The 21,635-nt window shown below is 62.9% G+C and carries 18 protein-coding genes; 12 read left to right on the top strand and 6 right to left on the bottom strand.

What is annotated here, in order from left to right:
- Positions 1-66: 66 nt before the first annotated feature.
- The 4 genes from ASC80_RS17755 to ASC80_RS17740 all read right to left on the bottom strand — a co-directional run bounded on the left by ASC80_RS17755 (position 67) and on the right by ASC80_RS17740 (position 4,037).
- Positions 67-1,569 carry a L,D-transpeptidase family protein gene (locus tag ASC80_RS17755; RefSeq protein ID WP_056299987.1) on the bottom strand — a complete coding sequence of 501 codons (1,503 nt, stop codon included), beginning with the start codon at positions 1,567-1,569 and terminating at the stop codon, positions 67-69.
- 263 nt (positions 1,570-1,832) lie between these two features.
- Positions 1,833-2,795, bottom strand: coding sequence for an acetyl-CoA carboxylase carboxyltransferase subunit alpha (locus ASC80_RS17750; protein ID WP_056299984.1), 963 nt, complete (start codon positions 2,793-2,795; stop codon positions 1,833-1,835).
- 120 nt (positions 2,796-2,915) lie between these two features.
- Complete coding sequence (gene xerD, locus ASC80_RS17745) at positions 2,916-3,875, bottom strand: site-specific tyrosine recombinase XerD (RefSeq protein ID WP_056299982.1); 960 nt, start codon at positions 3,873-3,875, stop codon at positions 2,916-2,918.
- Between the two features lie 15 nt (positions 3,876-3,890).
- The gene (locus tag ASC80_RS17740) at positions 3,891-4,037 is read right to left on the bottom strand and encodes a hypothetical protein (RefSeq protein ID WP_056299979.1); all 147 of its coding nucleotides are present in this window, start codon (positions 4,035-4,037) and stop codon (positions 3,891-3,893) included.
- 190 nt (positions 4,038-4,227) lie between these two features.
- Here ASC80_RS17740 and ASC80_RS17735 point away from each other — a divergent pair, with 190 nt between their 5' ends.
- From ASC80_RS17735 to ASC80_RS17725, 3 genes are read left to right on the top strand one after another with little or no spacing between them, the layout of a single operon-like run.
- Positions 4,228-4,839 carry a shikimate kinase gene (locus ASC80_RS17735; protein ID WP_056299976.1) on the top strand — a complete coding sequence of 204 codons (612 nt, stop codon included), beginning with the start codon at positions 4,228-4,230 and terminating at the stop codon, positions 4,837-4,839.
- A 2-nt stretch (positions 4,840-4,841) separates the two neighbouring features.
- The gene (aroB, locus tag ASC80_RS17730; RefSeq protein ID WP_056300951.1) at positions 4,842-5,993 is read left to right on the top strand and encodes a 3-dehydroquinate synthase; all 1,152 of its coding nucleotides are present in this window, start codon (positions 4,842-4,844) and stop codon (positions 5,991-5,993) included.
- 10 nt (positions 5,994-6,003) lie between these two features.
- Positions 6,004-7,305 (top strand): HlyC/CorC family transporter, encoded by a 1,302-nt coding sequence (locus ASC80_RS17725; protein WP_056299974.1) that lies wholly within the window; start codon positions 6,004-6,006, stop codon positions 7,303-7,305.
- Positions 7,306-7,373: 68 nt separating this feature from the next.
- Here ASC80_RS17725 and ASC80_RS17720 read toward each other — a convergent pair whose 3' ends face one another.
- Positions 7,374-7,649 carry a BolA family protein gene (locus ASC80_RS17720; RefSeq protein WP_056300949.1) on the bottom strand — a complete coding sequence of 92 codons (276 nt, stop codon included), beginning with the start codon at positions 7,647-7,649 and terminating at the stop codon, positions 7,374-7,376.
- A gap of 145 nt (positions 7,650-7,794) precedes the next feature.
- Between ASC80_RS17720 and ASC80_RS17715 the strand changes: the two genes are divergently transcribed.
- The 7 genes from ASC80_RS17715 (at position 7,795) to ASC80_RS17685 (ending at position 16,303) form a co-directional block, all read left to right on the top strand.
- A complete protein-coding gene (locus ASC80_RS17715) occupies positions 7,795-8,451 on the top strand; it encodes a J domain-containing protein (RefSeq protein WP_056299971.1) in 657 nt (218 codons plus the stop codon).
- A 374-nt stretch (positions 8,452-8,825) separates the two neighbouring features.
- Positions 8,826-9,824, top strand: a complete 999-nt coding sequence (gene cobS / locus ASC80_RS17710; protein ID WP_056299969.1) for a cobaltochelatase subunit CobS — start codon at positions 8,826-8,828, stop codon at positions 9,822-9,824.
- Positions 9,825-9,989: 165 nt separating this feature from the next.
- Positions 9,990-11,888 carry a cobaltochelatase subunit CobT gene (gene cobT / locus ASC80_RS17705; RefSeq protein WP_056299966.1) on the top strand — a complete coding sequence of 633 codons (1,899 nt, stop codon included), beginning with the start codon at positions 9,990-9,992 and terminating at the stop codon, positions 11,886-11,888.
- Between the two features lie 4 nt (positions 11,889-11,892).
- On the top strand, positions 11,893-12,927 hold the full coding sequence (locus ASC80_RS17700) for an esterase-like activity of phytase family protein (protein WP_056299963.1): 1,035 nt from the start codon (positions 11,893-11,895) through the stop codon (positions 12,925-12,927).
- Positions 12,928-13,154: 227 nt separating this feature from the next.
- Entirely contained in the window at positions 13,155-14,168 is a 1,014-nt protein-coding gene (locus ASC80_RS17695) for a Bug family tripartite tricarboxylate transporter substrate binding protein (RefSeq protein ID WP_502690981.1), read from the top strand.
- A 66-nt stretch (positions 14,169-14,234) separates the two neighbouring features.
- The gene (locus ASC80_RS17690; RefSeq protein WP_056299960.1) at positions 14,235-14,738 is read left to right on the top strand and encodes a tripartite tricarboxylate transporter TctB family protein; all 504 of its coding nucleotides are present in this window, start codon (positions 14,235-14,237) and stop codon (positions 14,736-14,738) included.
- 53 nt (positions 14,739-14,791) lie between these two features.
- Entirely contained in the window at positions 14,792-16,303 is a 1,512-nt protein-coding gene (locus ASC80_RS17685) for a tripartite tricarboxylate transporter permease (RefSeq protein WP_056299957.1), read from the top strand.
- Positions 16,304-16,456: 153 nt separating this feature from the next.
- On the opposite strand, the gene rpmB is transcribed toward ASC80_RS17685, so the two are convergent.
- Positions 16,457-16,750, bottom strand: a complete 294-nt coding sequence (rpmB, locus tag ASC80_RS17680; RefSeq protein WP_056299954.1) for a 50S ribosomal protein L28 — start codon at positions 16,748-16,750, stop codon at positions 16,457-16,459.
- Between the two features lie 376 nt (positions 16,751-17,126).
- Between rpmB and ASC80_RS17675 the strand changes: the two genes are divergently transcribed.
- Complete coding sequence (locus ASC80_RS17675; RefSeq protein ID WP_056299951.1) at positions 17,127-17,975, top strand: DUF3108 domain-containing protein; 849 nt, start codon at positions 17,127-17,129, stop codon at positions 17,973-17,975.
- A 298-nt stretch (positions 17,976-18,273) separates the two neighbouring features.
- Entirely contained in the window at positions 18,274-21,633 is a 3,360-nt protein-coding gene (locus tag ASC80_RS17670; RefSeq protein ID WP_056299948.1) for a helicase-related protein, read from the top strand.
- Positions 21,634-21,635 lie beyond the last annotated feature (2 nt).

The raw sequence follows: 21,635 nt of genomic DNA, 5'->3' as shown, positions 1-21,635 counted from the left end.
GAAGTCACCGTGTTGATGTCAAGAGGGTGCCGGGGCAGTGCACGGGCTATTAGCCTGAGCGCTGTCTTACCGGAAGGACGACCAGCGCTGGTCGAATGAATTCGCCTGCACCGTCGACCGCGCACCACTGATCGTTTGCGGCGGCGTCGGACGGGAGATCACCGGATCGGGGAATGTCGATCTGGCTTCCGCCTGCTGCTTCTCCAACGAGATCACGCGAGCGGCGGGGGCTTTCGGCTCGGCAGCACGGGCCACACTGGTCGATTTGGCAGCCGATGAAGACTTCGGCTCGGCCTTGCGTTTGTGGCCGATCACACGAGCGGTCGTCGTGGGTTTGGCCGGTTCGGTCTTCGGTTCCGCGTCCTTGCGCAGGCCCACCTTCTGGGCGAGGCGGCTGAAGAACCCGCCGGATGCGCTGCTGCCGGTGTCGGCGGTTTCGGTCTTCGCTGCGGGCGGAGGCGGCGGCGTATCGGCCGAACCGGCGGCAGGGGTCGATGCGAACGTAAATGCCGAGACCTGACCCTCGGGCAGGCGCGGAGGATTGACGTGCGAGGGTATCGTACCTGGCGCCGCGCCGTTGGCCGACACTGCGTAGTCATTGACGTCGGCAATCGCGATCGACTGCGCATCGGGCAGCTTGTTGGCGAACACCGGATGCATCCCGCCGTCGATGCCGGCCCGCGATTTCGGCGCCGACACGCCGTGCGAGATCAGTTCGGCGACCTTCGCGTTGTCGCGTTGTTCCTTCTCGGCAACCGCCTGCGCGATTTCCGGATTGACCTCATACACTGGGCACTTGCCGGCTGCGTTGAACGTTAGCGGCCGCGACGCATTGGCGGGCTGCTCGGCATCGAAGACATAGCGCTTCTCGCAGACGTCGATCTTGGGCTCGAGTTTCGAGACCTCGAAATGGTCATTGCCTTCCTTGAGCATGCGCCAGAACGGCATGTTCGGATTGCTTCGGTATTTGGCCATGTTCTGCGCGGTCATCCGGAACGGATAGGCCTGCACCTGGAACGCGGTCTGGCCGCCGAAGAAGGATTCGCGGCCGAGCGAATAGATTTCCGAAATCTGTTCGTCCGTCATCGCGTAGCAGCCGCGCGACGAACAATCGCCATGCACCATGAGCTGCGAGCCGGTGCGTCCCCACGCTTTGTCGTAGGCGTTGGGGTAACCCATGTTGAACGACAGATAGTAGGAGGATGCCGGATTCATCTGTCCCGGCGTGATCGAATAGAAGCCTTCGGGCGCCTGGCGGTCGCCTTCGCGAATCTTAGGGCCGAGATCGCCGGACCAGCGGCAGATCGGATAGGTTTTCAGAAGCGCGAAGCGGCCGCTGCGGTCCTGCTTCCAGACCTCGAGTTCAGCCTCCTGCTTGAACAGACGGACAAGCATGGGCGAACCCTTGTCCATGTTCTTGGCTTCGATCTCCTTGAGGAGCTTTTCGGGGATCGGCTTGCTGGCTTTCGCGCTGGGAGAAAGGCTGTCGCCGTTGCATCCGGACAGCACAAGGCTGGCCGTCAGAGCAGCCGAAATCAGAAGCCCACGCACAGACACTCGCTCAATCAAAACAGGCTCCCCCACACGCCAAGCAACCCCAAAAATACCGCGGACATTTCTAAGTGTGGTTGAACAATTATTATCCTTAAGCAGCATCACTCGCAACCAAACCGCGTGGCGGTGCGGTGGCTTGCATCAGGGATGGTGAATGCGGCCTAAATGGTCCTCGTGCCGATGGTTCCAGGTGCAACGCCCGCTCACGTCCAGAAAAAGCCACAATTTCTGAAGGGTGGAACTCTCGTCGCGCAGGCAACGTCGCGTGCGACTGCGGCTTATCCGAGGCGTCGTCCGATATTAAGGAACTTCTGGCGCCGCTGCTGGCGGATCGCCGCGGCGTCCAGGCTGCGCAGGTCGTTGAAGGCCTGGGCGATGGCGTCGCCGGTGCGGGTGATCATGGCGTCGGGATCGCGGTGTGCGCCACCCGGCGGTTCCTTGAGGACGGTGTCGATCACGCCGAACCGGGCCAGATCCTGGGCGGTGATCTTGAGATTGGTGGCGGCTTCCTGGGCTTTAGCGGCATCGCGCCACAGGATCGAGGCTGCCCCTTCCGGCGAAATCACGCTGTAGACCGCATGCTCCAGCATCAGCACGCGGCTGGCGGTGGCGATCGCGATGGCGCCGCCCGAACCGCCTTCGCCGAGAATGACCGCGACATTGGGCACGCCGAGGTTGAGGCAGGCATCGGTCGAGCGCGCGATGGCTTCGGCCTGGCCGCGCTCCTCGGCGCCGATGCCCGGATAGGCGCCGGCGGTGTCGACCAGCGACAGCACCGGAATGCCGAAGCGGTCGGCCATCTCCATCAGGCGCACCGCCTTGCGGTAGCCCTCGGGCCGCGCCATGCCGAAATTGTGCTTGAGACGGCTCTCTGTGGTCGCGCCTTTCTCCTGGCCGATCACGCAGACGCTTTCGCCGCGAAACCGGCCGAAGCCGCCGACCATCGCCTCGTCGTCGCCGAATTTGCGATCGCCGGCGAGCGGCGTGAATTCGGTGATCAGACCGGCGATGTAGTTGACGCAATGCGGCCGCTGCGGATGTCGCGCGACCTGGGTCTTCTGCCACGGCGTCAGGTTGGCGTAGAGCTCGGCGAGCGCCTCTTTGGCCTTGTCCTCTATCCGTTTGACTTCTTCGCTGATGTCGCTGCCGGATGCGGCTAACACGCGCAGTTCGTCGACCTTCGAATCAAGTTCGGCGACGGGTTTTTCAAAATCAAGATAGCTGCGCATCGGGTCCGGCATGGAAGGCATATATAGGAGCAATTAAGGGGATTGCTGGCGGCGCGCGAAACTGGACTCCGGGGTGAGCCAAGTCAAGCGCGGCGGGTAAATCAATGAAGCCCCTGAAATCGTTGCCATTTGTTAGTTTTCAGCAAGCGGATGAAGGTCTCGCACAAGACTCTTCAAGCGCTCCGCGACGACATGCGTGTAAATCTGCGTTGTCGAGATGTCGGTATGCCCGAGCAACGTCTGCACGATGCGCAAATCCGCGCCGTTGTGCAGCAGGTGGCTGGCGAAGGCATGGCGCAGCACGTGCGGGCTGATCAGGCGCGGCGACAGGCCGGCGGTCGCGGCAAGTTCCTTCAGATCGCGTGCGAAATGCTGACGGGTGAGATGGCCGCTCTCGCCGAACGACGGAAACAGCCACTTCGACGGCGCCGCCGATTTTTTCTGCTCCTGACGATGCGTGTCCATCGCGGCGAGATAATCCGCCATCGCCTGCCGCGAGGTCTCGTTGAGCGGAACCAGCCGCTCCTTGTTGCCCTTGCCGCGCACCACGATCATGCGCGCATCGCGGCGCGCCGCCGACAGCGGCAGCGTCACCAGTTCCGATACGCGCAAGCCGGTGGCGTAGAGAATTTCGAGCAGGCACGACAGCCGCGCCGCGCGAAAGCGCTGCAACGCCGGCTGATCCGGCGCGTCCGCGAGGGCCCGCGCCTTGGTGAGTAGTTTGTCGACATCGGCCATCGACAGCACCTTGGGCAGGCCGCGGCCGCGCTTCGGCCCCGCCAGAATGGCGGCGGGGTCGTCGAAGCGCACACGCTCATTGAGCATGAAGCGGAACAGGTGGCGCATCGACGACAATCGACGCGCGACGCTCGACGATTTGAAGCCGCGTCCGTCGAGGTCGGCGAGAAAGTCCCGCAAGTCCTGGGTTTCGGCTGCTGTGAAGCTCTTTCCGGATTTGCCGAGAAACTGCGACAGGTCCTCGAGATCGCGGCGATATGCCGCCAGCGTGTTGTCGCCGGCGCCCTGCTCTGCGGCCAGCATGTCCAGGAACAGGTTGATCAGCTGTGCGTCGGAGGATTTGTTCGGCCTCATGCGCTCCGGCACCGGTTACTTTTTCTGGAACTTGTCCGGCGGGATGACAATGGTCATCTCGCGCGGCTTGGGGTTGACGAGATTCGCCAGCGCGAACAGCCCGCCATAGATCAGTCCGCCGATCACCGCGACAACAGTCAAAAAGCGGAAAAGGCTGGGCATCGGTCAGGGCCTCGACGTCGCGTGTTAACCAGTGAAATACACCCCAAATCTTAAGCGACACCCAACATGTTCGCACCATCGGTGCAAGGGCCTCTGGCGGCAGGATCGGCGAGGGTAGTATACGTGAGGGTCACGGCTGCACCGGCACATGCAGGTATCGGCCGGCCGGTTGAGGAACGAAAACACCACGATGTCCGATACAGTCGCCAGGCAGGATGCGCACGCTCATCGCGAGGCCGAGATCGTCTCGGCGCTGGGCGGCCGGCCTGTCGTGCTTGTCGGCATGATGGGATCCGGCAAATCGACCATCGGACGGCGTCTGGCTGGGCGGCTGCATCTGCCGTTCCTCGATGCCGACCATGAAATCGAGGCGGCAGCAGGCATGTCGATCGCCGACATTTTTTCGACTCACGGAGAGCCGTATTTCCGCGACGGCGAGGCACGCGTGATCGCGCGCCTGCTCGACAGCGGGTCGTGCGTGCTGGCCACCGGCGGCGGCGCCTTCATGCGCGAGGACACCCGCCAGCGCATTGCCGCGAGAGGCGTATCGCTCTGGCTCAAGGCCGATGGCGATGTGATTCTGAAACGGGTGAAGCGCCGCGCCGACCGCCCGCTGTTGCAGACCGCCGATCCGGCGGCGACGATCGATCGTCTGATCGCCGAGCGCAGTCCGATGTATGCACTGGCCGACCTCGCGATTTCCTCGCGCGACGTGCCGCACGAGAAGATCGTCGACGAATGTGTCGACGCGCTCCATGCCCGCCTGACTGGCGGCGACCCCCAATTCCCGGCAAGCGAATGACCATGACAGTGCCTTTGAAGAATTCCGGTCCGATCACCGTCGATGTTGCGCTTGGCGAGCGCGCCTATGACATCGTCATCGGCCGCGACGTGATTGGTTCGCTCGGCGGGCGCATCAAGGCGCTGCGTCCCGGCGCGCGCGTGGCCATCGTTACCGATCGAACAGTGGCGAAACACTGGCTCGCCAGGGTTGAGGCGATCCTTGCGGAAGCGGGCATCGAGTCGAAAGCCATTGTGGTCGGTGAGGGCGAAGCCTCGAAGACTTACGGTGTTCTGCAGGAGGTCTGCGAAGCGCTGATCGCGGCAAAGATCGAGCGCAACGATCTGGTGGTGGCGCTCGGCGGTGGCGTGATCGGCGATCTCGCCGGATTTGCCGCCGCGATCGTCCGGCGCGGCATCGATTTCGTTCAGGTGCCGACCTCGCTGCTGGCGCAAGTGGATTCATCGGTCGGCGGCAAGACCGGGATCAATTCGCCGCAGGGCAAGAATCTGGTCGGCTCGTTTCACCAGCCGGTGCTGGTGGTGGCGGATACGTCGGTGCTCGACACGCTGTCGCCGCGCCAGTTTCGCGCCGGTTATGCCGAAGTCGCCAAATACGGCGTACTCGGCGATGCCGCGTTCTTCGGCTGGCTCGAAGCCAATCACGCCGATATTTTTTCCGGAGGGGCTGCGCGTGAACACGCCATCGCCACCAGCTGCCGCGCCAAGGCCGCGATCGTCGCCCGCGACGAGCGCGAGACCGGCGAACGGGCGCTGCTCAATCTCGGACATACCTTCGGCCACGCGCTGGAAGCCGCGACCGGATTTTCCGACCGCCTGTTCCACGGCGAGGGCGTGTCGGTCGGCATGGTGCTGGCGGCGGAATTCTCTGCCGCCCTCGGTATGATCTCGCGTGATGACGCGGCGCGCGTGCAGCGTCATCTTGCAGCAGTCGGTCTGCCAACCCATCTGCAGGACATCGCGGGATTCCAGCAGGAAGGCCTTGCCGATGCCGACACGCTGATGGCGCTGATGGCGCAGGACAAGAAGGTCAAACGCGGCAAACTGACATTTATCCTGCTGGAGAAGATCGGCCAGGCCGTGATCGCGAACGATGTCGCGCCCACGGCGGTTCGTGATTTCCTCGTCGATAAACTGGCCCGCAAACCGGATTGATGGTTCGATCATGGACTGGATGATATTTTCGATCGTCGTCGGCTGTCTGCTGATTTCGGCGTTTTTCTCCGCCAGTGAAACCGCGCTCACCGGATCGTCACGCGCCAGCATGATGCGGCTGCAGAAGCAGGGCAGCGCACAGGCCGGAGTCGTGACATGGCTGCTGGAACGGCGCGAGCGCATGATCGGTGCGCTGCTGGTCGGCAACAATCTCGCCAACATCGGTGCGTCGGCGCTGGCCACCGGCGTCCTGACCGCGTGGTTCGGCGACGTCGGCGTGCTGTATGCGACCGGTGTGATGTCGGTTCTGGTCATCATCTTCGCCGAGGTGCTGCCGAAGACGGTGGCGATCAACGCGCCGGATCGCGTGTCGTTGCTGGTGGCGCGACCGATGACATGGGTGGTGGCGCTGCTCGGGCCGGTGCTGACGGTGATCGAGGTCGTCGTGCGGCTGCTGATGCGTATCCTCGGGATTCCGCTCGGCGCCAATCAGCCGCTGCTGTCGCCGACCGAGCGGCTGCGCGGTGCGGTCGATTTGATCCATCACGAGGGCGGCGTCGAGAAGCAGGATCGCGACATGCTCGGTGGTCTGCTCGATCTCAAGGATTTGCAGGTGTCCGACGTCATGGTCCATCGCACCGAGATGGTGATGATCAACGCCGACCTGCCAGCGGAAGAGCTGGTGCGCGAGGTGCTGGCGACGGAATACACCCGCATTCCGCTATGGCGCGAGAAGCCGGAGAACATCATCGGTGTGTTGCACGCCAAGGATCTGCTGCGCGCGATCCGCGTCGCCGGCGATATTTCCAAGGTCGATGCCAGCGCGATCGCGCTGCCGCCGTGGTTCGTTCCGGAAATGCGGCCGCTGTCCGATCAGCTCAAGGCGTTCCGCCGCCGCAAGACGCACTTCGCGCTGGTGGTCGATGAGTACGGCGAGGTCGAAGGCATGGTGACGCTCGAGGATATCCTCGAGGAGATCGTCGGCGATATTTCCGACGAGCATGATATTGTCGTCGCCGGCGTCCGCGCCCAGCCGGACGGTTCGGTGATCGTCGATGGGTCGGTGCCGATCCGCGATCTCAACCGCGCAATGGACTGGCATCTGCCGGATGAAGAGGCGACCACTGTCGCCGGACTTGTGATTCACGAAGCGCGTTCGATTCCCGATCGCGGCCAGAGCTTCACATTCCACGGCTTTCGCTTCCGCGTGCTGCGGCGGGAACGCAACCGCATCACCGCGTTGCGAATCGTGCCGATCCCGCGCGAGGACGATGGCGAGGCGGTTCCGCGCCGCGCCGGGACCGCGTTCTGAATCATCGCGTTTTCGGGTGACGTGGATACCGGTCCGCGTGAAGAAATACGCCAGAGCGCTGCCTGGAGTTACGCCTTGTTTTCGCCGGGTGCGTGCGCCTTGATGGCAAGGGCGTGAACGCGATCCGCCAGATCCTGCGCCAGCACCGAATTTATCATGCGATGGCGTTCGATCCGGCTCTTTCCTTCGAACGCTTTCGATACGATATAGACCCTGAAATGCGTTTCGCCGCCTGGCCTGTGGCCGGCGTGGCCTTCATGCAAATGGGACTCATCGGCAACGTCGAGGTTTTCGGGAACGAAAGCTTCGTTCAACTTTTTTGTGATGTTATCTTTGACGGTCATCATCCGCGCAATATCGCGCGTTATTCGCGAAGGTCAATGGCCGTTTCAATTGCGATTCATCGTCATAGCGATGTATAGTCTGCGGCCGTGAAAAATTCGCGTCCGGACTTGAAGCTTCTTAAACAAGGCGTCGTCATAATCAGCCATGGCCATCGACTCATCCAAATTTTTCGACAGCATCCGCATCAAGCCCAACAAGCTAAGCGCGAAGCAGCAAGCTGCTGCGCGCGAGGAAGCGATGATGTGCGAGGCGCCCGGTTGCAAGAACAGGGGCGCACATCGCGCGCCCAAGGGCCGAGGCCATGAGAAGGAATACTGGCATTTCTGTCTCAACCACGTCCGCGAATACAATCAGGGCTACAATTTCTTCACCGGCATGAGCGATGACGCGGTCGCGCGCTACCAGAAGGACGCGCAAACCGGCCATCGCCCGACGTGGAAGATGGGCGCCAACGGCGGTCCGAAGCGCAAGAAGAGCAGCGTCGAGGCCGAACTCGATGAGGCGCTCGACCCGTTCGCCATGTTCGCCGAGATGAATGGGCGCGACCGCCGGAGCCCGGGTCCGGGATCAGACGCCGAGCCGAAGGCGGAAACCCGCAAGATCTTCAATGCCGAGCGCAAGGCGCTGGTGGTGATGGGGCTCGGCCCGGACGCGACGCTCGAGACCGTGAAGGCGAAATACAAGATGCTGGTGAAGCAGCATCACCCGGATGCGAATGGCGGCGATCGCTCGACCGAGGATCGCCTGATCGAGATCATCAAGGCCTATAATTATCTCAAGACGGTCGTGCGCGACGTCTGACGCGGGCGTTTTATGTTCTGGCTTGGCGTTGTGCCGCGTGTGGTAGGTCAGTGCGAGGCCGATGCAGTGGCGCAGCGCGTGCGCTGATCAGGTCTCCGATCCTTCGAGCGCGTCAGGCGCGGCCGCGATTATCCCCGGAGCGGACATTGGGCGATTCGCGCCGTCCGCCAAAGTCCGGTGGCCGGGCCCAAACTTATCGCAACGCTGCCCTTCAAATCCCGCTAGCATCGCTTATCTTGATGATATTCCACGGGAACTTTCATGAGACGGGAGGCTTCTGCCGTGCCCGTGTCTCTGCTACGTTGCAGCCCGCATCCCACCCGTCGCGAACATGCACGTCTGGTTTCGGGAGCGTCCGAGACCACGGAGGATTAATGACCGCCGCCGCCATGACCACTACGCAGGAAACCGCCAATCTGCCCGACATGAAGGTGTCGGTGCGGCAGGTATTCGGCATCGATAGCGATCTAGAAGTTCCGGCCTATTCCAATGTCGATCCGCACGTCCCTGACGTCGACTCGGATTACCGCTTCGACCGCGCCACCACTCTCGCCATTCTCGCCGGGTTTTCGAGGAACCGCCGCGTCATGATCACCGGTTATCACGGGACCGGAAAATCGACCCACATCGAGCAGGTCGCTGCCCGCCTGAACTGGCCGTGCGTGCGCGTCAATCTCGACAGCCACATCAGCCGCATCGACCTCGTCGGCAAGGATTCGATCGTCATCAGGGATGGCAAGCAGATCACTGAATTTCGCGATGGCATTCTGCCGTGGGCGCTTCAGCACAATGTCGCGCTGGTGTTCGACGAATACGACGCCGGCCGCCCCGATGTGATGTTCGTGATCCAGCGCGTGCTGGAAGTCTCCGGCCGCCTGACGCTGCTCGACCAGAACAAGGTCATCAAGCCGCATCCGGCGTTCCGCCTGTTCGCGACCGCCAACACCGTGGGCCTCGGCGACACCTCGGGCCTCTATCACGGCACCCAGCAGATCAATCAGGGCCAGATGGACCGCTGGTCGATTGTGTCCACGCTGAACTATCTGCCGCATGACGAGGAAGTCGAGATCGTGCTCGCGAAGGCGAAGCACTACCGCACCGATGCCGGCCGCGACATCGTCAACAAGATGGTTCGGCTTGCGGACCTGACGCGTAATGCCTTCGCCAACGGCGACCTGTCCACGGTGATGAGCCCGCGTACGGTCATCACCTGGGCGGAGAATGCCGAGATTTTCGGCGATATCGGCTTCGCGTTCCGCGTCACCTTCCTCAACAAGTGCGACGAACTCGAGCGTCCGCTGGTCGCCGAGTTCTATCAGCGCTGCTTCAACGCGGAACTGCCGGAAAGCGTTGTCAACGTGGCGCTGAGCTAAGGACTGATCCGCGTTATCCCGGCAATCACAATGTCGTCCCCGCGAAGGCGGGGACCCATACGCCGGGATGTTTCGGGTGAGGTTGGAGTTGAGGTCTTGGACTAAAAATTACCGCCGGTGATTATGGGTCCCCGCCTTCGCGGGGACGACCTGCGGAGAGGCGCGATGACAACGTCCAACATCAAGTTCAAGACCGGGTCCAAGGAATCGCCGACCGAGCCGTTCAAGCGCGCGGTGACGTCCACCTTGCGTGCCATCGCCAAACGGCCCGAGCTTGAAGTGACTTTCGCCTCCGAGCGCCCCGGCCTGTCGCCGGGCAAGGCGCGGCTGCCCGAACCTGCGCGCAAGATGAGCAAGAAGGACGCCGCGATTGTCCGCGGCCATGCCGACTCCATCGCGCTGCGCATTGCCTGCCACGATCCGAAAATCCATCGCAAGCTGGTGCCCGGCAATCCGCAGGCGCGCGGCGTGTTTGACGCCATCGAGCAGGCGCGGGTCGAAGCGATCGGTTCGCGGCGCATGAGCGGCGTGGCGAAGAACCTCACCGCGGTGCTCGACGATCATTTCCATCGCGGCAAATACGACGAGATCACCGATCGCGCCGATGCGCCGCTGGCCGATGCGCTCGCCATGATGGTGCGCGAACGGCTGACCGGGCAGGCGCCGCCGGTCGCGGCGCGCAAGATCGTCGACCTGTGGCGGCCGATCCTCGAAGACAAGGTCGGTCCGCGGCTCGATGAGCTTCGCAACTTCACCGAAGACCAGGCGCGTTTTGGCGATGTCATCCACGAATTGCTGACCGCTCTCGAACTCGGCGACGATCGCAACGCGGATCAGGACGAGGACGACCAGGACGACGACAATCGCGAAGGCGAGAAGGATCAGTCCGGTCAGGAAGGCTCGCCCGAAAGCGATGCCTCCGAGGAAGCCAGCGCCGATCAGGCCCAGTCCTCGACCGAGGAAATGGCCGAAAGCGCGATGGACAGCGCGCAGGCCTCCGCCAGCGATTCCTTCGACGACGGGGAGCTTGGCGACGATGAAACCCCCGGTGAGGCGCAGCGCCCGAACGGCCGCGGCGCCAACGAACCGCGCGGGCCGGAGTATCACGCCTTCGCGCCGAAATTCGACGAGGTCGTCTCGGCCGAGGATCTTTGCGACCACGACGAACTGGAGCGTCTGCGCGGTTATCTCGACAAGCAGCTCGCCCATTTGCAGCATATCGTCGCGCGGCTCGCGAATCGGCTGCAGCGAAAGCTGATGGCGCAGCAGAACCGTGCGTGGGAGTTCGATCTCGAGGAGGGAATCCTCGATCCGGCGCGGCTGTCGCGCGTCGTCACCGACCCGCAGCATCCGCTGTCTTTCATGCACGAGAAGGAAGCGACGTTCCGCGACACCGTGGTGACGCTGCTGCTCGACAATTCCGGTTCGATGCGCGGCCGCCCGATCACGGTGGCGGCAACCTGTGCCGACATTCTGGCACGCACGCTGGAGCGTTGCGGCGTCAAGGTCGAGATTCTCGGCTTCACCACGCGGGCTTGGAAGGGTGGTCAGTCGCGCGAGGCGTGGCTCGCGGCCGGCAAGCCGGTCAACCCCGGCCGTCTCAACGATCTGCGTCACATCATCTACAAATCCGCCGACGCGCCGTGGCGTCGCGCGCGCAAGAATCTCGGGCTGATGATGCGCGAGGGTCTGCTGAAAGAGAACATCGACGGCGAAGCGCTAGACTGGGCACATAAGCGGCTGCTCGGCCGCTCTGAACAGCGCAAGATCCTGATGATGATTTCCGATGGCGCGCCGGTCGACGATTCCACGCTGTCGGTCAACGCCGGCAATTATCTCGAGCGCCATCTGCGGCATATCATCGAGGAAATCGAGACCCGCTCACCGGTCGAACTGATCGCGATCGGCATCGGTCACGACGTGACACGCTACTATCGCCGCGCCGTCACCATCGTCGATGCCGAGGAACTGGGCGGCGCGATCACCGAGAAACTCGCCGAACTGTTTAGCGAAACCCACGGCGAGCCTGCTCAGCCGTCACGCCGGCGCAAGCTGCACGCCTGACATCATGGCCGATGGGCTCACACGCCGCCGCGTATTACAGGGCGCCGCGGTGGCGTCCGGGCTCCTTGCTGCACGCGCCGCCGGCGCGCGCGCGCTAGAGCCCGCCCTCGTTGGCGCACCGATCGCTGTGTCCGCGCGGCCGATTCCATCTTTCGATCCGCGCGATGCATCACATGTGCGGTTCGGCTCGCTGCAGTATCGCAGCGGTGTGGTGCTGACCTCGCCGTTCAAAGGTTTCGGCGGCCTGTCCGGGTTTCGGATCGCGCGCGATGGCCGCGCGTTTACGATGATCAGTGACAAGGCGAACTGGTTCACCGGCCGGCTGACTTACAGCGGCACGCAAGTCACCGGTCTTGCCGATGTCCGCACCGCGCCGATGCGCGGCAGTGACGGCAACCGGATTACCGCGCGCGGATGGTACGACAGTGAGTCCCTCGCGCTCGATGGTGCGATCGCCTATGTCGGACTTGAGCGTGTGCACCGGATTCTGCGGTTCGATCTCGGCCGCGGCGGCATCCGCGCCCTCGGCGAGCCGATCATCATCCCGCCGCCGATCGGCAACCTGCCATCCAACAAGGGCATCGAGGCGCTGATCGCCGTCGGCGAAGGCCAGAAACTGGCCGGCACATTGATCGCGATCTCCGAGCGAGGTCTGGATGCGGAAGGCAATATCCTGGCGTTTTTGATCGGCGGCCCGACGCCGGGACAGTTCTCCGTCACGCGCTCCAATAATTTCGACATCAGCGACGCGACACTGCTGCCATCCGGCGATCTTTTGGTGCTCGAACGAAAGTTCTCACTCCTGTCGGGTGTCGGAATCCGCATCCGGCGAATCCCGCTCGCCGCAGTCGCTCCGGGCGCATTGGTCGATGGGCCGGCGATCTTCGAGGCCGACCTCGGTTACGAGATCGACAATATGGAGGGGATCGACTGGCACACGGCGGACAATGGCGACATCGTGCTGACCATGGTGTCCGACGATAATTTCTCCATGATTCAGCGCACGTTACTGTTGCAGTTCACGCTGGTGGAAGAGTGATGTGCGTTGCATCATTGCTCTTCGCGTTGCAGCGAATCTAATTTTCAATAAAGGGATTGCAGCGGACCACGTGCGTCAGATAGCCTCGGGGCGAAAAAATTGGTATATTAAATACCTGTTCTTGTCGCACCATCGAACCGAACGACCGGACAATGTTTACGGTCGAATGAAATGAAAATTCGACGAGCCGGCAAAAAGACCGGTCCAACTCAACTGGGAGGTTATCAATGATGCTTACGCGTTATACGGCAAGCTGCGCCTTCGCGGCAGTACTGAGTGCTTCTTTTGCTTTCTCGACAATTCCGGCGACCGCAGCGTGGGAGCCAACGCGCCCGGTCGAACTGATCGTGCCGGCAGGCACGGGCGGCGGCGCGGATCAGATGGCCCGCGTGGTTCAGGGCATCGTCTCCAAACACAACCTGATGAAACAGCCGATGGTTGTGATCAACAAGTCGGGTGGCGCCGGCGGCGAAGGATTTCTCGACGTCAAAGGGGCGCGCAACAATCCGCACAAGCTGATCATCACGCTGTCGAATCTGTTCACGACCCCGCTCGCGACCGGCATCCCGTTCTCCTACAAGGACATCACGCCGGTCACGATGATGGCGCTCGACGAATTCATCCTGTGGGTGAACGCCGACAAGCCATACAAGACCGCGAAGGACTATCTCGCGGCGATCAAGGCTGGCGCGGATGGCCAGTTCAAGATGGGCGGCACCGGCTCCAAGCAGGAGGATCAGATCATCACTGCCGCGCTTGAAAAGGCGACCGGCAAGAAGATGACCTACATCCCCTACAAGGGCGGTGGTGAAGTCGCGGTGCAGCTCGTCGGCAATCACGTCGACTCCACCGTGAACAACCCGATCGAAGCGGTTGCGCAGTGGCGCGGCGGCAAGGTGCGTCCGCTCTGCGTGTTTGACAGTAAGCCGCTCGCCTACAAGGACAAGGTGGCTGGTGATCAAACGTGGGCCGATATCCCGACCTGCAAGTCGCAAGGCATCGATGTCGAATACCTGATGCTGCGCGGCTTCTTCATGGCGCCTGGCGCCACACCGGATCAGGTCGCCTACTACGTGGACTTGATGAAGAAGGTGCGCGCGACGCCGGAATGGGCGCAGCTCATGAAGGATGGTGCGTTCAATCAGACCGCCCTGTCCGGTCCTGAGTATCTCAAGTGGGTCGAGGCGGCGGAGAAAACCCACCAGACCCTGATGAAAGACGCGGGTTTCCTCGCCCAGTAATCGCCTTCATCGTCGCCGGCGGAGCCACTCCGCCGGCGAATGTTTATCCGCGCAAGGATCAGCTTCATGAGCAACTCAGGCACAACCGCGACTGATGGCGGTCCAAGGCATCGCACCGTCGAGATGAGCGTTGCGATCGCCTGCATCGTCTTCGGCATCATCGCTATTCTTGGCAGTCTCCAGGCTGGCGTTGGCTGGGGCGCGGAAGGTCCGAAATCCGGCTTCTTCCCATTCTACCTCGGGATCATCATCGTCGGCGCGAGCCTGATGAATCTCAAGGATGCCTGGGCCCTCGATCGGGTCGTGCTGTACGCGACATGGCACCAGCTCGGGCAGGTCCTGGCAGTGGTGATCCCGACCACTGTCTATGTGGTGGTGCTGCCTTACACCGGCATCTACATCGCCTCGATGGTTCTGATCTCCGGGTTCATGATGTGGCTCGGTAAATATCCGTGGCCCAAGGCGCTTGCGGTGGGCATCGGCGTGCCCGTGGCAATCTATTTCATGTTCGAGAAATGGTTCCTGGTGCCGCTGCCGAAGGGGCCTATCGAATACGCGCTCGGGCTGTAACGCATCGACATTCGTACATTGTTGAAGCTTCAAGAAAACCGGTAGGAAACCCAATGCTCGCCGATATCGCCAATCTGTTTCACGGTTTTGCGGTCGTGTTGCAGCCCTATAATATCATGCTGATGGTGATCGGCATCCTGCTCGGTGTGATCATCGGCGTGTTGCCCGGCCTCGGCGGCGCGAACGGAATCGCGATCCTGCTGCCGCTGACCTTCAGCATGACGCCGACATCCGCGATCATCATGCTGTCGTGCATCTATTGGGGGGCGTTGTTCGGCGGTGCGATCACGTCGATTCTATTCAACATACCCGGAGAGCCGTGGTCGGTCGCGACGACATTCGACGGCTATCCGATGGCGCAGCAGGGCAAGGCCGGCGAGGCGCTGACCGCGGCTTTCACATCTTCGTTCGTCGGTGCGTTGTTCGCGGTCATCGTCATCACTCTCGTTGCGCCGCTGGTGGCGAGTTTTGCGCTCGAGTTCGGGCCGCCCGAAAAGTTCGCGGTGTTCTTCCTCGCGTTCTGCAGTTTCATCGGGATGGGCAAGGAACCGCCCTTCAAGACGCTCGCGTCGATGATGATCGGATTCGCGCTTGCCACCGTCGGTCTCGACAGCATGACCGGACGCCTGCGCCTGACGTTTGGTTTTACCGAACTGCTCAATGGCTTCGACTTCCTGATCGCGGTCATCGGACTGTTCGGCATCGGCGAAATCCTGCTGACGATGGAAGAAGGGCTGTCGTTCAAGGGCAAGGCCGCCGGCATCAATCCGAAGGTGGTGTGGCAGACATGGAAGGAGCTGCCGCGCTACTGGATGGTGTCGCTGCGCTCATGCCTGATCGGCTGCTGGATGGGCATTTCGCCTGCTGGTGCGACGCCTGCCTCGTTCATGAGCTACGGTATCGCCCAGCGCATTTCAAAACGCGGCCACAATTTCGGCAACGGTGAAATCGAAGGTGTCGTCGCGCCGGAAACAGCCGCACACGCGGCCGGCACCTCGGCGCTGCTGCCGATGCTCGCGCTCGGCGTGCCGGGCTCGCCAACGGCGGCGGTGCTGTTGGGCGGTCTGCTGATCTGGGGTCTGCAGCCCGGTCCGCTGCTGTTCGTCGAACAGCCGGACTTCGTCTGGGGTCTGATCGCCTCGATGTATCTTGGCAACCTCGTTGGCCTGATCCTGGTTCTGACCTGTGTGCCGCTGTTCGCCGCGATTCTGCGCGTTCCGTTCAGCATCATCGCGCCGGTCATTCTCGTGATCTGTGCCATCGGTGCTTACACGGTGCACAACTCCGCGTTCGACGTGATCCTGATGATGGTGTTCGGCGTGGTCGGCTACGTGATGAAGAAGACCGGCTATCCGCTGGCGCCGATGGTTCTCGCCATCGTGCTGGGCGACAAGGCGGAGGAAGCATTCCGGCAGTCGCTGCTCGCATCGGGCGGTCACCTTGGCGTTTTCTTCTCCAACGGACTGGTCGGTACGATCATGGCGCTTGGATTGATCGCGCTGTTCTGGGGCGGGATCTCGGAGCTCTGGGCCCGCGTGCGTAACCAGCCCAAGATGGCTGCCTGATCGGCGACGTCATGCCGGTGTATTCGCGCGCGGTCCGAAAGGGCCGCCCGTCATCGTTTGAAAGCACGTGGTTTCACGGGATCCGCGAGACTCAGGACAACAAAAAAGCCGGGCTTGCGACCCGGCTTTTTAAACTCAATCAGACGTCGGCGATCAGCTTGCCGCAGCGAGCTTCTTCTTCACGATCTGGCGCTTGAGATCGACCGCCTTCGGCGACAGATCGTCGGCGTGCGCCTTGATCAGGAAGGCATCGAGACCACCGTTGTGATCGACGCTCTTGATCGCATTGGTCGAGACGCGCAGGCGCACCGAGCGGCCCAGCGTTTCGGAGATCATGGTGACGTTGCACAGGTTCGGCAGGAACCGGCGCTTCGTCTTGCGGTTCGAATGGCTGACCTTGTGGCCAACCTGAACGCCCTTGGCTGTAAGTTCGCAACGCCGCGACATGGCGAAAATCCTCTGTCATCCCCGGAACCCGCCCCATAAGGTCGAGGGCTCGCGTGGGGGTTTGAAACCGTCCATTTCAGGAACCGCGGACCTATACGGGCTGGGCCGTCCAGCGTCAAGGCAACAGGGCGGCTTCTGGCGCAATTTGCGCTCCCCGGCGCGCCGGGGGCGCGGCCGCCGCCCGTGGTGATTTCGGCAGCGGAAGCAGGCATTTCCCAACATATAATCGACGTAATCGCTACCAGAATGTTGCTGTAACAGGGTTTTGGCGAAGCGGACGCCGCGATTTCGCGATATTGGTCTCGTGAGATATTTTTGGCTGGCCTCTTTGCCGCTCTGGCGCCATGCGCCCACAACAGGAATTCCCGCCTTGGTCATGTCCGCTTTCTCGATCCCCCGGCGGGCGCTGGTGCCGGTGCTTTGCGCGTCCGGCATCCTGGTTGCCGGCGCCGCGGCGGGCCCTGCGAGCGCGCAAGGGCAGTTGAACGCCGCCTACGAGGTGTCGCTGGGCGGCCTCGTGATCGGCAAGGGCAATTGGGCGGTCGCGGTCACCGAGGATACATACTCCGCCGCAGTCAACGGCAGGACAACCGGCCTCCTTGCCTCCATCGGTGGCGGCAGCGGCACCGCGACGGCACAGGGCCGGATGACGGCCGGGCAGTTCGTGCCGGTCAGTTATGTGACCTCCATTCTCTACGGCAAGAAGCACGAAACCATCCGCATGACTCTGGCCAACGGCAATATCAAGGAATCGTCGATCACGCCGGAGCCGCCGGTCAATCCAGACCGGATTCCAGTGACCGAGGCCCATCGCCAGGCGGTCATCGATCCGATGACGGGGTCTCTGTTGCGCGTCGCCGGCACCGGCAATCCGGTCGGACCTGAGGCTTGCCGGAACAAGGTTTCGATCTTCGATGGCCGGATGCGGTACGATCTGCGCCTCGAATACCGGCGCATGGAAACCATCACGGCGAAGAAGGGCTATCACGGCCCGGCGGTGGTCTGCGGTGTCTTCTTCACGCCGGTGTCGGGCTATGTGCCGGATCGTTTTGCGATCAAGTATCTCGCCGAGCGCCGCGACATGGAGATCACCTTCGCGCCGATCGCGGGAACGCGGGTGCTGGCACCGTTCAGGATCAAGATTCCGACGCCGATCGGTGCCGGTCTGGTCGAGGCCACGGAATTTTCCTCGGTTGCCGCAACACGCACAGCGAAAACCAACTAGATCGTTCCTATCTATGAATCGTGTTGACTCCCGGCGCGATCGGAGTCCTCGCTCTCGTTAAGAAATGGACCTCCGTCGTGGCACTCGGCGGATGGCGAAAAACCCAATCTGGTATCCGCACTGCGCATCCCACGCGACATGTTGCGGTGAACGAAGCCAGATACGACAGGAGTCAGCGATTCGGGCCTCTTTCGTTCCGGACTCGTTCCAATGCTTAAGTCACAAGGCGAAAAGCGTCGCATTGTGAGACACTTGCTCCGGCATCTGCGCTGCGGGCACCACGCGGACCCCCGATATCATGCCATTTTCGCCATCAGCTTCGCCCTTTGCCCATGAACGCGCGCCCGGTGCGGGCGTCACCGCGGTTCTCGGGCCGACCAATACCGGCAAGACGCATCTCGCGATCGAGCGGATGCTCGCGCATTCGTCGGGCATCATTGGCCTGCCGCTGCGGCTGTTGGCGCGCGAGGTCTACAACAAGATCGCCGCGCGGGCGGGCGCCGAGTCCGTCGCGCTGATTACCGGCGAAGAGAAGATCAAGCCGCCAAGGGCTCGGTTCTGGGTCTCGACGGTCGAGGCGATGCCGCGCGATCTCGATGTGTCGTTTCTCGCCGTCGACGAAATCCAGATCGCCGCTGATCTCGAGCGGGGCCACGTCTTTACCGACCGTATTCTCAATCGTCGCGGACGGGACGAAACCCTGCTGCTCGGTGCTGCGACCATGCGCCCCATCATCGAGCGGCTGCTCCCGGGCGCCAGTATCGTCACGCGGCCGCGATTGTCGCAGCTGGAGTTCGCCGGCGACCGCAAGATCACGCGCCAGCCGCGGCGGACCGCGATCGTCGCCTTTTCGGCCGATGAGGTTTACGCCATCGCCGAACTGATCCGCCGCCAGCACGGTGGTGCGGCAGTGGTGCTGGGCTCGCTCTCGCCGCGCACGCGAAATGCGCAGGTTGAGATGTTCCAGTCCGGTGATGTCGACTATCTGGTCGCCACGGACGCCGTCGGCATGGGCCTCAATCTCGACGTCGATCACGTCGCCTTCGCATCCGACCGCAAATACGACGGCTATCAATTTCGCCGCCTGAATCCGGCGGAATTCGCGCAGATCGCGGGCCGCGCCGGGCGCGCCACACGCGACGGCACCTTCGGCACCACCGGCCGCTGCGCGCCGTTCGAGCCGGAACTGGTCAATGCGCTGCAGAACCACACCTTCGACAGCGTCAAGATGCTGCAGTGGCGCAACGCCAAACTCGATTTCTCGTCTCTCGGCGCGCTGCAGGTCTCGCTGGCGCTGACGCCGGACCACGAGGCGCTGACCCGCGCGCCGATCGCCGAGGATCTGCGGGTGCTCGATCACGCCGCGCGCGATGAGGATGTGCGCGATATGGCGAAATCCGCCGCCGCCGTGGAGAGGCTGTGGGATACCTGTCAGGTGCCGGACTATCGCAAGCTCGCGCCGGCGGCCCATGCTGAGCTGGTGACCACGCTGTATGGCTTCCTGATGAAAAAGGGGCGGATTCCCGACGACTGGTTCGCCGCCCAGGTCGCGCAGGCCGACCGCACCGACGGCGATATCGATACCCTGTCAGGGCGGATCGCGCAGATCCGGACCTGGACGTTTGCGGCAAATCGCCCTGATTGGCTGGCCGATCCGGAGCATTGGCAGGCAATTTCGCGTGGCGTCGAGGATAAATTGTCCGATGCGCTGCACGAAAGGCTAACTGAGCGTTTCGTTGATCGCCGGACCAGTGTATTGATGCGCCGCTTGCGGGAAAACACGATGCTGAATACCGAGATTGGAAAGACCGGCGAAGTGACTGTTGAGGGCCATGTGATTGGCCGCCTCGACGGATTCATGTTTGCGCCGGAAACAGCGGAAGCCGGCTCCGACGCCAAGGCTTTGCAGGCCACGGCGCTCAAGGCGCTGGCCGGCGAAATCGATGCGCGCGCTGAAAAGCTGTCGGGTGCTGCCGACGACCAGTTCGCACTGGCCTCCGATGGCACCCTGCGCTGGACCGGCTATGCGGTGGCCAAGATCGTCGCCGCCGACAACACGCTGGTGCCGCGTCTGCGCATCATCGCCGACGAGCGACTGACCGGCGCGCCGCGTGACGCGGTGCAGGCGCGGCTCGATTTGTGGCTGAAGACGCATATCGAAAAGATTCTCGGCCCGCTGTTCGAACTGTCGAAAGCGGAAGACGTCACCGGCATCGCGCGTGGCATCGCTTTCCAGTTGATCGAGGCGCTCGGCGTGATCGAGCGCAGCAAGATCGCCGCCGAGATGAAAGATCTCGATCAGCCGTCGCGCGCGACCTTGCGCAAATACGGCGTGCGGTTCGGCGCCTATCACATCTATGTCCCGGCGCTGCTGAAGCCGGCGGCGCGCGGTCTCGCCTCGCTGTTGTGGGCGCTCAAGCATGACGACATCGATCTGTCGGCGCTCGGTGGCGCACAGCATCTGGCGTCGAGCGGCCGCACGTCATTCCCGGCGGACAAGGTGTTGACGCAGGAAGCCTACCGCACCCTCGGTTACAAACTGTGCGGCGAACGCGTGGTTCGTGTCGATATTCTGGAGCGGCTTGCCGATCTCATTCGTCCGGCGCTGTCGTGGCGTCCGGGCACCGCTGTCGAGAAGCCGGCCGGCGCATTCGACGGACGCTCGTTCACCGTAACCCAGGCGATGACGTCGCTGACCGGTTCGGCCGGCGAGGACTTCGCGTCGGTGCTGCGCGCGCTCGGCTATCGCATGGATCGCCGTCCGCCTTTGGCCGAAGTGCCGCCGCCCGCAGCCCCGGAGACCACAGATGTCGCCGCGACCGGTGCGGCCGAGCCTGAAGTCGCCGCAGCGACCGGCGATATTGCCGACATAACTGCCGACGTCACCGATGACGCGGCTGTCGCGGATGCGCCCACAGTTGCAGAAGAGGCTGCGCCCGCTGAAGAAGCTACGAGCGCCGCCAAGCTCCCGGACATCGATTTCGTTCCGGCCGCTGATGAACCGGCTGTGACGCCTGAGGTTGTAGCTGTCGCCACGACCGAGACACCGGTATCCGAGCCGGTCAGTGCGGCGACAGAACAATCTGCCGTCGAAACATCGGCGCCTGATCAGGCTGCCGCAGCGGCGGATACCGCCGCGGTGGATGGAAACGCCGGGCCTGCCGCAGCCGAGGCAACGCCTGCCGAACCGGTGTTGGTCGAGGTGTGGCGTCCCGGCGGCCGTCCGGACGAGCGCCGTCCGCGTCATCATCGTCACCGCAATGCGAATCGTGGCCGCGATGCCGGTCAGGCCGCGGCTGCGCCGGAAGGCGAAGCTGTCGCCGAGGAGGCGAAGCGCGAACATCACGGCCGTCACCGCCGCGACCGCAATGAGAATCGCCGGCCGAGCCGCGAGGGAGCGGGGGAGGGCGCGCAGGCGCGCGCGCCGCGCGAGGATCGCGGCGAGCGACCGTCACGCGAACGCTTCAAGGGACCGAACAAAGGCAAGGGCAAGTTCGAAGGCAAGGGCCGCGACAATCGACGCGAAGGCGGCGGATCGCATCGGACCTTCGCGACCAGCGCCTCGCCGCGTGAGCGCGATCGTCCCGCCGATCCGAATTCACCGTTCGCGAAACTCGCGGCGCTCAAGGACCAGCTCGCCGCCAACCGCAAGGACTGACG

The organism is Afipia sp. Root123D2, from assembly GCF_001425835.1.
Taxonomy (GTDB): domain Bacteria; phylum Pseudomonadota; class Alphaproteobacteria; order Rhizobiales; family Xanthobacteraceae; genus Afipia.
Note: the sequence above shows the minus strand (reverse complement) of the source record. Positions and strands in the feature narration are given on the sequence as shown.